This is a genomic window from Pseudomonas sp. PIC25, from assembly GCF_002286785.1.
In the GTDB taxonomy this organism is placed as follows: Bacteria; Pseudomonadota; Gammaproteobacteria; order Pseudomonadales; family Pseudomonadaceae; genus Pseudomonas_M.
In genome coordinates, this window is the sequence record NZ_MUJY01000043.1 from 1 (window position 1) to 14,258 (window position 14,258).

The 14,258-nt window shown below is 61.5% G+C and carries 10 protein-coding genes; 8 read left to right on the forward strand and 2 right to left on the reverse strand.

Annotated elements, in window-relative coordinates:
- Window positions 1–246: 246 nt before the first annotated feature.
- Both BZL41_RS03880 and BZL41_RS03885 read left to right on the forward strand, forming a co-directional pair.
- Window positions 247–981: an aspartate/glutamate racemase family protein gene (locus BZL41_RS03880; protein WP_095598076.1), complete on the forward strand. Its 735-nt coding sequence runs from the start codon at window positions 247–249 to the stop codon at window positions 979–981.
- Between the two features lie 103 nt (window positions 982–1,084).
- Window positions 1,085–2,455 carry an NCS1 family transporter gene (locus BZL41_RS03885; RefSeq protein WP_095598077.1) on the forward strand — a complete coding sequence of 457 codons (1,371 nt, stop codon included), beginning with the start codon at window positions 1,085–1,087 and terminating at the stop codon, window positions 2,453–2,455.
- Window positions 2,456–2,618: 163 nt separating this feature from the next.
- Here the strand turns inward: BZL41_RS03885 and BZL41_RS03890 are convergent, their stop codons facing one another.
- Together BZL41_RS03890 and BZL41_RS03895 are read right to left on the reverse strand one after the other, a co-directional pair.
- Entirely contained in the window at window positions 2,619–4,226 is a 1,608-nt protein-coding gene (locus tag BZL41_RS03890) for an ATP-binding protein (RefSeq protein ID WP_095598078.1), read from the reverse strand.
- Complete coding sequence (locus BZL41_RS03895) at window positions 4,223–4,942, reverse strand: response regulator (RefSeq protein ID WP_095598079.1); 720 nt, start codon at window positions 4,940–4,942, stop codon at window positions 4,223–4,225. Before BZL41_RS03895 ends, BZL41_RS03890 begins: the two co-directional genes overlap by 4 nt.
- An 803-nt stretch (window positions 4,943–5,745) precedes the next feature.
- On the opposite strand from BZL41_RS03895, the gene BZL41_RS03900 reads away from it, so the two are divergent.
- The 6 genes from BZL41_RS03900 (at window position 5,746) to BZL41_RS29330 (ending at window position 14,164) form a co-directional block, all read left to right on the forward strand.
- Window positions 5,746–8,634, forward strand: a complete 2,889-nt coding sequence (locus tag BZL41_RS03900; protein WP_095598080.1) for a ribonucleoside-diphosphate reductase subunit alpha — start codon at window positions 5,746–5,748, stop codon at window positions 8,632–8,634.
- Between the two features lie 223 nt (window positions 8,635–8,857).
- Window positions 8,858–10,105 carry a ribonucleotide-diphosphate reductase subunit beta gene (locus tag BZL41_RS03905; protein WP_095598081.1) on the forward strand — a complete coding sequence of 416 codons (1,248 nt, stop codon included), beginning with the start codon at window positions 8,858–8,860 and terminating at the stop codon, window positions 10,103–10,105.
- 510 nt (window positions 10,106–10,615) lie between these two features.
- Window positions 10,616–10,840: a DUF2188 domain-containing protein gene (locus tag BZL41_RS03910; protein WP_095598082.1), complete on the forward strand. Its 225-nt coding sequence runs from the start codon at window positions 10,616–10,618 to the stop codon at window positions 10,838–10,840.
- Window positions 10,841–11,091: 251 nt separating this feature from the next.
- Window positions 11,092–12,102: a nucleotidyltransferase gene (locus BZL41_RS03915; protein ID WP_095598083.1), complete on the forward strand. Its 1,011-nt coding sequence runs from the start codon at window positions 11,092–11,094 to the stop codon at window positions 12,100–12,102.
- Window positions 12,103–12,122: 20 nt separating this feature from the next.
- Window positions 12,123–13,802, forward strand: coding sequence for a ThiF family adenylyltransferase (locus BZL41_RS03920; RefSeq protein WP_168190936.1), 1,680 nt, complete (start codon window positions 12,123–12,125; stop codon window positions 13,800–13,802).
- A gap of 62 nt (window positions 13,803–13,864) precedes the next feature.
- A complete protein-coding gene (locus BZL41_RS29330) occupies window positions 13,865–14,164 on the forward strand; it encodes a Mov34/MPN/PAD-1 family protein (protein ID WP_371916478.1) in 300 nt (99 codons plus the stop codon).
- The last annotated feature ends 94 nt before the right edge of the window (window positions 14,165–14,258 follow it).

The following is a 14,258-nucleotide window of genomic DNA, read 5'->3' on the forward strand; positions in this document are numbered from 1 at the left end:
CTTCGCCAGCAAGCTGGCTCCTACACGTCCCCGAGCCATTTCTGTGGGAGCGAATTCATTCGCGATGGCCCACACCGACCTTCGCCACTCGCATGCCCATTCCAGACGCTCCACAGCTGGATGCCAACCATTTTCTGACTTTAAAGTCAATATATTGAACACACTGAACAGCAAATTTTGTATGCAATCTTTAAAAAACTGATGTACAAAAGATCACCCAAGCCTGTTCAACGCACAGGAGCGACCATGAAGATCCGCGTCATCAACCCCAACACCACCAGCAGCATGACCGAGAAGATCGGCGATGCCGCACGCCGTATCGCCGCACCGGGCACAGAGATCGTGGCGAGCAATCCGAGCAGCGGGCCGGTGTCCATCGAGAGCCATTTCGACGAAGCGATCAGCGCCGTCGGTGTGCTGGAGGAAATCCGCGCCGGCGAGCAGGAGCGGACCGATGCCTACATCCTCGCCTGCTTCGGCGACCCTGGCCTGCTCGCCGCCCGCGAGTTGACCCGCGCACCGGTGATCGGCATCGCCGAGGCCGCGTTCCACATGGCCACGCTGATCGCCACACGCTTCTCCATCGTCACCACCCTGGCGCGAACCGGAATCATCGCCGAGCACCTGCTGCAGACCTACGGCTTCGCCCATCACTGCCGTCGCGTGCGCGCCGCCGAAATTCCCGTGCTGGACCTGGAAGACAGCGGCACCCGGGCCCTCGACCGGATCATCGACGAATGCCTGCGGGCCAAGGCGGAAGACAACATCGGCGCCATCGTCCTCGGTTGCGGCGGCATGGCCGACCTCACCGGCGAAATCCGCGATGCCGTGGGCCTGCCGATCGTCGAAGGCGTCACCGCCGCGCTGAAGCTGGCGGAATCGCTGGTCAGCCTCGGGCTGGCTACCAGCAAACATGGCGACCTGGACTTCCCCCGGCCGAAGACCTTCCGCGGCCGCTTCGACTACCTCTCCGGAGGCTGACATCCAGGCACGCGGGCGCGTGCCGGCAGTAACGCTTCGCAGCCCCAAGGGGCAAGGAAAACAAGAACAAGAGCGAGGGAAAATCCCTCCAGCGAGGTTTCACATGCACAGCGAACACATCCACCCGCAGCCCCTGCGGCTCGACACCCCATCGGCCAGTGACGCCGGCAAGGCCGCCGGAGAAGAATCCCTGGCCCCGCAGAAAACCCGCATCATGGGACGCGTGTCCTACCTGCTGGCCTGGTTCGGCGGCTGCGTCTCCATCGGCACCTTCGCCATGGGCTCGAGCATCGTCGGCACCCTCAACCTCTTGCAGGCAACCCTGGCCATTGCCATCGGCTGCTTCGTCATCGGCATCGCCCTGGCCCTGAACGGCGCCGCCGGCTACAAGTACGGCATTCCCTTCATGGTCCAGGCGCGTAGCGCCTTCGGCTTCAGCGGCACGCGCTTCCCCGGCCTGGTGCGGGCGGTGCCGGCCATCGTCTGGTACGGCTTCCAGAGCTGGATCGGCGCCGGAGCGCTGAATGCCGTGTCCAGCACACTGTTCGGCTTCGACAACCTGGTGTTCTACTTCGTGGTGTTCCAGTTCCTGCAGATCGGCCTGTCGATCTTCGGCTTCCAGGGCATCAAGTGGCTGGAGAACATCGGCAGCGCCTTCATCCTGGTTTCGCTGGTGTACATGTTCTACAGCGTGATCGACCGTTACGGCGACGCGATCACCACCAACCTGGTGAACATCGAAGGCACCTGGGGCCTGCCCTTCTGGGGCGCTACCCTGCTCTTTCTCGGCATCTACAGCACCATGATGCTCAACGTCAGCGACTACTCCCGCGAACTCAAGGAGGGCAGCGGTCCCGGCCTGCTGACCACGCTGTATGCCATGTCGATCCTGCCGTGCACCCTGTTCATGGGTCTGATCGGCCTGATGGTTTCCGGCGCCACCGGCGTCTCCGACCCAATCAAGGTCTTCGCCAGCGCGGTGGACAACACCCCGCTGCTGGTCGCCACCCTGCTGTTCATCGCCTTCGCCCAGGTCACCACCAACGTGCTCAACAACGTGGTGCCACCCACCTACATCCTCATGGACGTGTTCAAGTTACGCTTTCGCACCGCCACCGTGCTGGTCGGGCTGCTGGCCTTCGGCACCTTTCCCTGGGAGCTGGTGAAGGACGAATCCGCCGCCGGCCTGCAACTCTTCGTGCAGACCTACTCGGCCTTCCTCGGCCCGATCTTCGCCGTGCTGGTGGTGGACTACTTCATCCTGCGCCGGCGCCGCCTGGACATCGCCAAGCTCTACGACGCCGAGGGGCCGTACCGTGGCGTCAACTACGCCGCCATCGCCGCCTCGCTGCTCGGTGCCGCCGTGGCCCTGAGCTTCCCAGCCATATCCTGGTACGCCAGCCTGCTGCCCGCCGGGCTTGCCTATTACCTGCTGATGCGCCGCTGGCCGGCCTGCCGGCGCTTCCTGGAGTGAATCCGCAGCCACGAAACCTGTAGCCCGAATAAGCGCCAGCGCAATCCGGGGCGGCGTGGTCCCGGATTGCGCCCCGGTTTATTCGGGCTACGGAGAGAATGGCGATCCCGCCAAGCGAACGAATTCGCCCTACACGGAGTGGCAGCCTCGCATGGATTGCCGCCTACTCTTCCTCACCCTGCCGACGCGGCCAAACCAGACTGAATTGCGCGCCGCCGAGGTCGCTGCGGCCGATCAGGGCGCGACCGCCGTGCCAATAGATGATCCGCCGCACGATGGAAAGCCCCAGCCCATGCCCACCGGAAGCGCGGGTGCGGCTGTCGTCCAGGCGCAGGAAGGGGCTGAAGATGCGCTCCCATGCCTCCTCCGGCACACCCGGTCCGTCGTCTTCCACGTCCAGGCGGCAACGTCGGTGACCGATCCGGTAGCTCACCCGCACCCGCGACTCGGCATGGCGCATCGCGTTAGTCACCAGATTCTGCAAGGCGCGATGCAGGTAACGCGGCTCCGCCTCGACCCAGGCCCCGCCCTCCGGCGCATCCTGCGACGGCCCGTGCTCCACCCGTACGCTGGCGCGCAGCGGCGCCAGTTCGGCGATCACCTGATCGAGCAGCGCACGCAGATCGACCTGCTGGAAATTCAGCGCCGGCGAGCCCTGCTCCAGGCGCGCATAGACCAGCATCTCGTCCACCAGCCGGTCGAGGTCCTGAATGTCGCTGTCCATGCCTTCCATGTACTTCTGCCGCGCCTTCTCCGTCTCGGCGTCGGCGATCATCTCCAGGCCGAAGCGCAGCCGCGCCACCGGCGTGCGCAACTCATGGGACACCGCGCGGACCATCTCGCGCTGCACCGAGAGAAGCTGCTGCAGGTGCTCGGCCATATGGTTGAAAGCCGCCGCCAGCCGCCCCACCGAATCCGCCCCGCTGGCCGGCACGCGCGCCTCCAGGCTGCCCCCGGCGATACGCGTGGCGGCGCTCTCCAGATCGGACAGGCGCCGCTCCAGGCGCCGCACCAACAGGTAGACGATCAGCCCGATCAGGCTCAGGCCGAGTACGCCGATCAGTACCAGCAACTGCGGCGGATAGGGGTTCATCTGGTACAGCGGGCCGATTTCCAGCACCCAGGGCGTATCGACGATGCCGGCGAACACGCGGATTGCATCGCCGCCCTTGTCCAGTGCCATTACCGTGTCGCCCTCGTCGATGCGGCGGCGCTGGTCTTGATCGAGATCGGCCTTGTCCAGGGTCACCAAGTGCAGCTCGAAGCCGAACTGCTTGGCCGCCTTCAAGTCGGCCAGCCGCGTGGGCTGCTCATCGACGGGGAAGCGCACCAGCTCGTCGATCAACAGATAGATGGTGGCGCGGGCCAACTGTTCGCTGATCTGCTGCACCGAGCCCACCAACAGCAAGCCCTCGGCCTGGCTGACCAGTGCGTACACCTTGGCCGCATGCGGTCCGGTCTGCTCCACCAGAACCTGGCCCCGGAACAGCCGGGCACGGGAACCGCTGTCGATGCCCTGCTCGGCCAGCGGCAAGACATCCAGCGGAATACCCAGCAGCCGCCCCCACAGCGCCGTCGCCCGCCGCCGCTCCACCGCGTTCATCGGCGCCAGGTTGTCGGCCATCAGGCGGAAGGTGCCGCGCGCCAGACTCTCGCGGTACTGGTCCGAACGCACCTCATTGACCAGGTGCAGCGCGCCGACACCCAGCAACGCCACCAGCACCAAGGCGGCCAGCATGCCACCGTAGATGCGCAGGAAGATGGAGTTCACAGCACCGCCGCTTCGCCGACGAACAGATAGCCCTTGCTGCGCACCGTCTTGATCAGCCGCGGGTGCATCGGGTCGTCGCCGATCTTCGGGCGGATGCGCGAAATGCGCACGTCGATGGAACGGTCCTGGCCGTCGTACTCGATGCCGCGCAGGGAATTGAAGATTTCCTCGCGGGAGAGAATGCGCCCGGCATTGGAGGCCAGCAGCCAGAGCAGATCGAACTCGGCGCTGGTCAGCTCGATGCTGCGCTCGGCCAGCCAGGCTTCGCGCATGGCGTTGTCGATCACCAGCGGGCCGAAGGTCAGGCGGCGCTGCGTGCCCTCGCCCGCCGATTCCGAGGGGCCCTCGCTGCGCCGCAGCAAGGCCCGGATGCGCGCCAGCAGCACGCGCGGACGTACCGGCTTGCACACGTAGTCGTCGGCGCCCATTTCCAGGCCGAGCACCTGGTCCATGTCGTCGGTACGCGCGGTGAGCATCAGGATCGGCCCGTCGTAGCCGTCGCGCACCTTGCGGCAGATGCTCAGGCCATCTTCGCCGGGCAGCATCAGGTCGAGCACCACCAGGTCCGGCTGCTCGCGCACGATGCGCTCGGCGGCCTTGGCGCCATCGGCCTCGATGGCCACCTTCAAACCGTTGCTTTCGAGATACTCCCGCGTCAGCTCGGCCAGACGGCGGTCATCTTCGACGATCAGGATTTGCCAGCCTTCATGCTCCACCGCTGTCTCCCCGTCAGGACTGCAAAGCGGTGGGCATTGTAGCAATGAGCGGGACGCGGAGCCCGCTCGACGTTCGCCGGCCTTCCTCGTTTTCAGGAGAGCCGACCGCTACTCCCAACGCCCCCTGCTTCCCATAAATCGTGACAAACCGCACAAAGCACAGCCCATGCCAACAGGCAAGCCCAAACACTATATGTAGTGGTAGCCTCTTGCAGCTGCGACATCCGCGCACGGCACTGTCATCGGAGCGTAAAACCGCGACGAACGGCCAAGCCCAGCCACCACGCGGCCTCCACGGAGTTACTCGGAAACGACCCACAATTCACCCACAAGATATCCACAGGCCGGCGTCGAGCAGTCACCTTGCAATACCCCAGATAGCGCATTATCTTGTATCGCTAATGCGATAGACCCCTACATCTTGGGTCTCACCTTAAAAAGAAGCACTAGATTGGATGCACACGAAAGGCCCCATGAAAAGGGCCTTTCGGCATATAAAGTGCAGCACATTTTTCAACCCCGACGGCCCGCGTGCGCCGTCTCCGAGCCGGATGGCGCCGTAAGCGCCGGGCAGCCGGAAAGTGCGTCGCCCGAAACAGGGCGTACCACTAGGGGTAGTGGTCGCGAAGATGGTTTTCGCGCCCTGACGCTGGAGCCAGGAAGGCACTTGCGGTCCGTGCCTTCGCTCCATGTCGACGATTTGCATGCCCGGTCGGAGTACCGGCATGAGGCGTTTTGACCAAAGGAATGACGGCCGGCACGCCAGTGCCTCCGATACATAAATTAGAAACGTGGAGAACCCCATGCAGACAGACACTACTCGCGAGAACCCGCAGGCCATCGCGCCGCAGGCGGCCGATTCCAATCTGGATCTGGCGGCCACGGCACCGGGCCAACTGCGCGTGATCAAGCGTAACGGCACCGTCGTGGCATACACCGACGACAAGATCACCGTCGCCATCACCAAGGCGTTCCTCGCAGTAGAAGGCGGCACCGCCGCCGCCTCGTCGCGCATCCACGACACCGTGCGCCGCCTGACCGAGCAGGTCACCGCCACCTTCAAGCGCCGCATGCCCTCCGGCGGCACCATCCACATCGAAGAAATCCAGGATCAGGTCGAACTGGCCCTGATGCGCGCCGGCGAGCAGAAAGTCGCCCGCGACTACGTGCTCTACCGCGAAGCCCGCGCCCAGGAGCGCAAGCGCGGCAGCGCCGAACAGCCGGCCCAGCCGCACCCGAGCATCCGCGTCACCCGTGCCGACGGCAGTCTGGTCGCCCTCGACCTGGGCCGCCTGCAGACCATCATCCGCGAAGCCTGCGAAGGCCTCGCCGAAGTGGACGGCGCGCTGATCGAACGCGAAACCCTGAAGAACCTCTACGACGGCGTCGCCGAGAAGGACGTCAACACCGCCCTGGTGATGACCGCCCGTACCCTGGTCGAGCGCGAGCCGAACTACTCCTACGTCACCGCCCGCCTGCTGATGGACACCCTGCGCGCCGAAGCGCTGGGCTTCCTCGGCATCGCCGAATCCGCCACCCACCACGAAATGGCCGACCTCTACGCCAAGGCCCTGCCGGCCTACGTGGAAAAGGGCGTCGAATTCGAGCTGATCGACCCGAAACTCAAAGGTTACGACCTGGCCAAGCTGGGCGCCGCGCTGCAACACGAGCGCGACCAGCAGTTCACCTACCTCGGCCTGCAGACCCTCTACGACCGCTACTTCCTGCACAAGGATGGCATCCGCTTCGAGCTGCCGCAGGTCTTCTTCATGCGCGTCGCCATGGGCTTGGCCATCGAAGAGCCGCAGAAGAACGAGCGCGCCATTGAGTTCTACAACCTGCTGTCGTCCTTCGACTACATGGCCTCCACCCCGACCCTGTTCAACGCCGGCACCCTGCGTCCGCAGCTCTCCAGCTGCTACCTGACCACCGTGCCGGACGACCTCTCGGGCATCTACAACGCCATCCATGACAACGCCATGCTGTCCAAATTCGCCGGCGGCCTGGGCAACGACTGGACCCCGGTGCGCGCGCTGGGCTCCTACATCAAGGGCACCAACGGCAAATCCCAAGGCGTCGTGCCCTTCCTGAAGGTGGTCAACGACACCGCCGTCGCCGTGAACCAGGGCGGCAAGCGCAAGGGCGCCGTCTGCGCCTACCTGGAAACCTGGCACCTGGACATCGAGGAATTCCTCGAGCTGCGCAAGAACACCGGTGACGACCGCCGCCGCACCCACGACATGAACACCGCGAACTGGATCCCCGACCTGTTCATGAAGCGCGTGTTCGACGACGGCCAGTGGACCCTCTTCTCCCCGTCCGACGTGCCGGACCTGCACGACCTGACCGGCCGCGCCTTCGAAGAGCGCTACGAGTATTACGAAGAGCTGACCAAGTACGGCAAGATCAAGCTGTTCAAGACCATCGCCGCCAAAGACCTGTGGCGCAAGATGCTCTCCATGCTGTTCGAGACCGGCCACCCGTGGCTGACCTTCAAGGACCCGTGCAACCTGCGCAGCCCGCAGCAGCACGTGGGCGTGGTGCACAGCTCCAACCTCTGCACCGAGATCACCCTGAACACCAACAAGGACGAGATCGCCGTCTGCAACCTGGGCTCGATCAACCTGGTCAACCACATCGTCGACGGCAAGCTCGACGTCGAAAAGCTCGGCCGCACCGTGAAGACCGCCGTGCGCATGCTCGACAACGTCATCGACATCAACTACTACAGCGTGCCGCAGGCGCGTAACTCCAACCTCAAGCACCGTCCGGTCGGCCTCGGCCTGATGGGCTTCCAGGACGCCCTGTACCTGCAGCACATCGCCTACGGCTCCGACGCGGCCGTCGCCTTCGCCGACAAATCCATGGAGGCCATCAGCTACTACGCCATCCAGGCCTCCTGCGACCTGGCCGAAGAGCGCGGCAGCTACTCCACCTTCGACGGCTCCCTGTGGTCCAAGGGCATCCTGCCGCTGGACTCCCAGCAGATCCTCATCGAAGCGCGTGGCCAGAAGTACATCGACGTCGACCTGACCGAATCGCTGGACTGGGCCCCGCTGCGCGAGCGCGTGAAGAAAGGCATCCGCAACTCCAACATCATGGCCATCGCCCCGACCGCGACCATCTCCAACATCATTGGCGTGTCGCAGTCCATCGAGCCGACCTACCAGAACCTCTACGTGAAGTCGAACCTCTCCGGCGAATTCACCGTGATCAACCCCTACCTCGTCCGCGACCTCAAGAACCGCGGCCTGTGGGACCCGGTCATGGTCAACGACCTGAAGTACTACGACGGCTCCGTGCAGCAGATCGAGCGCATCCCGCAAGACCTGAAAGACCTGTACGCCACCGCCTTCGAAGTGGAAACCCGCTGGATCGTCGAAGCCGCCAGCCGCCGCCAGAAGTGGATCGACCAGGCCCAGTCCCTGAACCTCTACATCGCCGGCGCCTCGGGCAAGAAACTGGACGTGACCTACCGCATGGCGTGGTTCCGTGGCCTCAAGACCACCTACTACCTCCGTGCCCTGGCCGCCACCAGCACCGAGAAATCCACCATCAACACCGGCAAGCTCAACGCCGTGTCCTCGGCCATCGATGAAACCCTGCAAGCCGCCCCGGCCGCCGAACCCGCCCCGGCCCCGGTACCCAAGGCCTGCAGCATCGACAACCCGGACTGCGAGGCGTGCCAGTAAGAGCAGCGGCAAGCTTTAAGCGACAAGCTACAAGCCGTACGCCGTAACCGCCGTGCCCAACGCGGCATCCCCTCTCCCCCTGGGGAGAGGGTTAGGGTGAGGGGGCGGACCAAAGCCCGCCCCCCTCAGCCCACACAGAACTCCGCCTTTGCGTGCACAAACCCAAAGGCAACCGAAACAGTCCGACCGGCAACGCACCGGTCACCGACCAGGAGGAACCCACATGCTGAGCTGGGACGAATTCGACAAACCCGAAGAAGGCGCCGCCGCCAAGCCGGCCGCTGCACAAGCCACCGCCGAACTGAGCATCGAAAAACTCGACAGTGTCGGCGACGCCGCCGCCCATGAAGCCCGCGCCGTGGCCGCCGACGACTCCGACGCCGTGGCCCGCGCCAAGGCCGCGCTGAACGAACTCGACGTACAGGAAGGCTTGGAAGACCTCGAAGGCGCCGCCGCCCGCGTGCGCGTCGACGAAAAGCGCATGATCAACTGCCGCGCCGACCTCAACCAACTCGTCCCCTTCAAGTACGACTGGGCCTGGCAGAAATACCTGGATGGCTGCGCCAACCACTGGATGCCCCAGGAAGTGAACATGAACGCCGACATTGCCCTGTGGAAGAGCAAGGACGGCCTCACCGAAGACGAACGCCGCATCGTCAAGCGCAACCTCGGCTTCTTCTCCACCGCCGACTCCCTGGTCGCCAACAACCTGGTGCTGGCCGTCTACCGCCTCATCACCAACCCCGAATGCCGCCAGTACATCCTGCGCCAAGCCTTCGAAGAAGCCATCCACACCCATGCCTACCAGTACTGCATCGAGTCCCTGGGCATGGACGAAGGCGAAATCTTCAACATGTACCACGAGATTCCCTCGGTCGCTAAGAAAGCCTCCTGGGGCCTCAAATACACCCGCTCGATCTCCGACCCGAACTTCACCACCGGCACCGTCGAGACCGACAAGGAATTCCTGCGCAACCTCATCGCCTACTACTGCGTGCTGGAAGGCATCTTCTTCTACTGCGGCTTCACCCAGATCCTCTCCATGGGCCGCCGCAACAAAATGACCGGCACCGCCGAACAGTTCCAATACATCCTCCGCGACGAGTCCATGCACCTGAACTTCGGCATCGACGTGATCAACCAGATCAAGATCGAAAACCCGCACCTGTGGGACGCCGCCATGAAGGACGAAGCGACCCAGATGATCCTCCAGGGCACCCAACTGGAAATCGAATACGCCCGCGACACCATGCCCCGCGGCGTACTCGGCATGAACGCCGCGATGATGGAGGACTACCTCAAATTCATCGCCAACCGCCGCCTGACCCAGATCGGCCTGAAGGAAGAATACCCAGGCACCACCAACCCCTTCCCGTGGATGAGCGAAATCATGGACCTGAAGAAGGAGAAGAACTTCTTCGAAACGCGGGTGATTGAGTATCAGACGGGTGGGGCGTTGAGCTGGGATTGATTAGGCTCTCGCTCAAAATCACTAGATCGTGAAACCTTCTCACTTAACGTGAAACGGCAGTCGATCTGGTAGCGCCAATTTAGTCGCAAGACCGCTGCCCTTGGGCAGCGGCTAAATGGTGATGGCAGCAGACAGGCAAGACCATAGACCCCAAGGATTCGGGGCGCAGGAGTAAACGAGAAATAGACCGGAAATGGCGCAAGGATGCACCTGCTACCACGAGGTAGCACTGGAGGGACTAAAAACAAAACCCACAGCAACCGTTGGCCCGGAAGCTGTGGGTCTTGACCGTATCAGTGAACAAAGCCCACTGCTACGGGCCGTGATTGGGGTCACCTATAATCACAGAGCATTTGGGGAAATGCGGGCGTGATTATGGACGACCCTCGAACGGTGTCAACGGCTGATCGTCGGAGATGAGATCTCATTCGTGATCCTGTCTCCACAGTAAATCGGCAAGCTTGGCAAAGAGCCAATGCTCAGACATCCATATCGAAGAGGACATTGCTCATGTCTAAGAAAAATCAACACGTCGTCCCCCATGGCAATGACTGGGCCGTCAAAGGCGCAGGCAACGCAAAAGCAACCAGGGTCCTTGACACCCAGGCGGAAGCAATTCAATTCGCACGTGAAATCGCAAGAAATCAAAAGAGTGAATTGTTGATCCACAACGAGAAGGGACAGATTCGCGCGCGCGACAGCTACGGAAACGATCCCTGCCCTCCCAAGGGCTAATCAAGCTGGCTCAGGGACGAGCCATTTTGCTTCCAGCAGTTTCGTTCACGTATGCATCCGGTGGGCCATATCGTCCTGAGCAGAGTTGATATGGACAACTGACCACCTAATGCGAAGACGGCACACTCAAATCAGCCAGTTCGAAAATGCATGGAGCGGAGATGCCCGTTGTTTACCGCAGCGTCCCTATGGGGGACTCGGGTAGTCGCGGTTGACGTGGCTTGGCTTTTCCCACTTTAAGGAAACCCAAGATGCCCGCAGTACAGAAGCAATTTGAAGAGTTCCACACGAACATAAAGCTCGACGAAGACGACGAGAAAGCAAAGCTACGCGAGAAACGCGATAACTTGCTTAAGGCGCTCAAGGCCAACCTTGCCGATGACGTGCCCGCTTTCGAAAACTTCAACCAAGGCAGCTACTCGATGCACACGGGCGTCATCCCTCTGGATGGCAACTATGACATCGACGTTGGGCTCATTTTTGACTGCAAACGAGATCGATACTCTGACCCAGTCGAACTCAAGAAAAAAGTCCGAGATGCCCTGAACTCAAATGGTCGCACCGTGGCCATTCGTCGTTCTTGTGTCACCGTGAACTACATGCGCGACGGTAAGCCCGAATACCACGTGGACCTAGCCGTCTATGTCAAGCGTGATGACGACCTGCTGGACTTGGCCAAAGGAAAGGAAAATTCAGGCGATGATTTTCGGGTATGGGAGGGTTCCAACCCGAAAAAGCTGACTGAATCCGTCTGCTCGGCATTCAAGGACACCGAGCAACTCAAGCAGTACCGCCGTTGTATTCGCTACATCAAACGCTGGCGCGATGTTCAATTTCGTAACGGCGGCGCACCACTCAGTATCGCGCTCACAGTCGCTGCAAAAGAATGGTTTCAGCCACGATTCGAAACGTCCGGAAAGCCCGCAGACCTTCTGGCATTGCTTGACTGGATCAAAGCAATGCTTTGGCGCTTTGAAGACGCCTACACCGAAGACGGCTGGAGCAAACGGCTGAAGGTAATTTTGCCGGTAACGCCCTACAGCGACTTAATGGAAGGCATGACCAATGGGCAAATGACTGCTTTCAAAGAGAAGCTAGAGACACTGCGCGACGCATTGGCCGACGCATACGATGAAGACCTTCCGGAAGATGCCTGCAAGATACTTAACAAGCAGTTCGGCGACGACTTCAAGGTACCTGAGAAAGCGCAGACGGCGCGCTCGGTCGCAGCCCCCATTATTAGCACAGGAACCTCGGCTTGACCGGCTGCGCGATGTCAACGATGGAGAAGCTGGACTCCTCCTTTCAGGCCGTTGAAGCGCTGTGCGCTGAAAGAAGCATCTCAGTGGTTCGACTGGAAGGAGGAGACTCCGACTATCTGGGAGTCCAGCTCAAGGGGGACGTGCAGGAGTGGGACCTTGAAGTCAATTGCAAGTACTTGGACTTGACGCGTCTACCTACCATCAAGCTACGCACCCCACGTGGACTTCTACCCCACGTTGGCTACCACGGTACGATATGCGTGAGTGATGGACATGGCCTGTCCCTAGATCCAGATCGCTTTCCGGACATCGTGGCATTCACAGTTCTTGCGGCGTATGACTTGTTGGAGAAATGGAGTGCTGATCCCGTCGCCGCCACCAAAGAGTTCTACAACGAACTTGAAGGTTATTGGCTTGGACTGCCCTCATCGGAGCTAGCGCGTGCAACAATCAACGTCGACCGCAATGACCGGCTCGTGTCGGTTTATCTCAACTCGCAGGTCACACCACGGAAGTGGTACGTCACCAACCGCGATGAAAAGCTGCCTTGGGAGTTCGAAACCAAGAAACTTGCACCGCACCGGGCACTGTATGTCCACCTAGACGAGCCAGTTCCCCCTCCTACCTTCCCTGCAAAACTTGATGCAACCTTTATAGACGCTGTCCTAGCAAAGCTCTCGCCGGTTCAGAACGACCTTTGGTCTCGACTAGTCGGGCCGTCCAAAAACGGCCCCAAGCAAGTGGCACTGTTTGTTTCCACCCCCAGAGACACCGGAGGACTGTCGATTGTGGGCGCCATGTTCGGCGCTCGGGATGGCAAGATCGATTCCCGACAGCCAGTGACTCCCCTCACCGTCCGCCGACATTCACCCGCCTACATGCGAGAACGCGGCGGCGCATCTCTGGACTTGTACAACAAGCACGTCGTGGTCATCGGGTGTGGCTCGGTTGGTTCAATCATTGCCGATTCGCTTGCGGCGGCCGGAGTTGGACGCCTCACTCTAGTTGACCCAGATACCTATTCTGAAGACAACGTGTTTCGCCATACCTTGGACCCCGCTTGGATCGATTTCTACAAGATCACTGGGCTCAAGTACTTGCTTGAGCGGCATTATCCAGGCATCCAAGTCCAAGGTTTGCCATGGTACGGACAAGAGTGGCTGGCAAAAGCGAGCCTCGACGACGTCGACGCCATCGTATTTGCGCTTGGGTTACCAACTCTTGAGCGAGTGTTTTGTCGACAGCTGCGCACCTACAAGAAGCGTGTTCCGATGCTGTTTAGCTGGCTAGACCCACTGGATCTGGGTGGACATTCCGTGACTGTGTGGAGCGAAGGTACGGGGTGTCTAGATTGTCTTTATCGAGACGATGAAGGCCTGCCCTCGCTGAGCGCACGCACATCGTTCCTAGAACCCAACCAGCCAGTGTCCAAAAACCTCACGGGCTGCTACAGCACCTTCGTTCCTTACGGCGCACTGCAAGCTCGACACACCGGATTGATAGCCACCGAGCACCTACTGTCCGCTTTACAGGGAGAAGGTGGGGCGTCATACCGGTACTGGGTTGGCGACGGAAAGACTGCTATCGAGCAGGGCCTTCGCGCAACTGCATGGTGGAAGGAAGCTCGGTCTGTCTCACACGTAGAGGCTGCCGCGCGCGCCTTCGGGCGACCTTGCAAACTTTGTCGGGGGGGCGCTTGAAACTCATTCTTCGCGTCAGCCCAACACAACGACTCATCATTGTGGCACCTGCTATCGAGCAGATGAAAGCATTTGCCCAGCATCAGCGGTGGCATGCCGAAGCAGGTGGGGTGTTGCTTGGCCGCCACCTGCTTGACTCTGAGGACGTTGTTGTAGACGAAGTAACTACCCCACAAAGTACGGATCGGCGTGGCCGATTCAGCTTTTTTCGCTCAAGAAAGCACGAATACTTGGCCCGTAGGAAATGGCAGAACGAAGAGAACACCACGGCCTACTTGGGCTTGTGGCATACCCACCCCGAGCCTGACCCAACCCCAAGTAGCGTTGACCGTAGAGATTGGGCGCAAGCTGTCGCACGGTAAGCGAACGGGCATCACACCTTGCCGGCGGGCACCCAGTTGTGCGGCAGCAGCTCGGCCAGGGCGCTGGCCTTCTGCGTCGGCAGGCGCGTGAGCA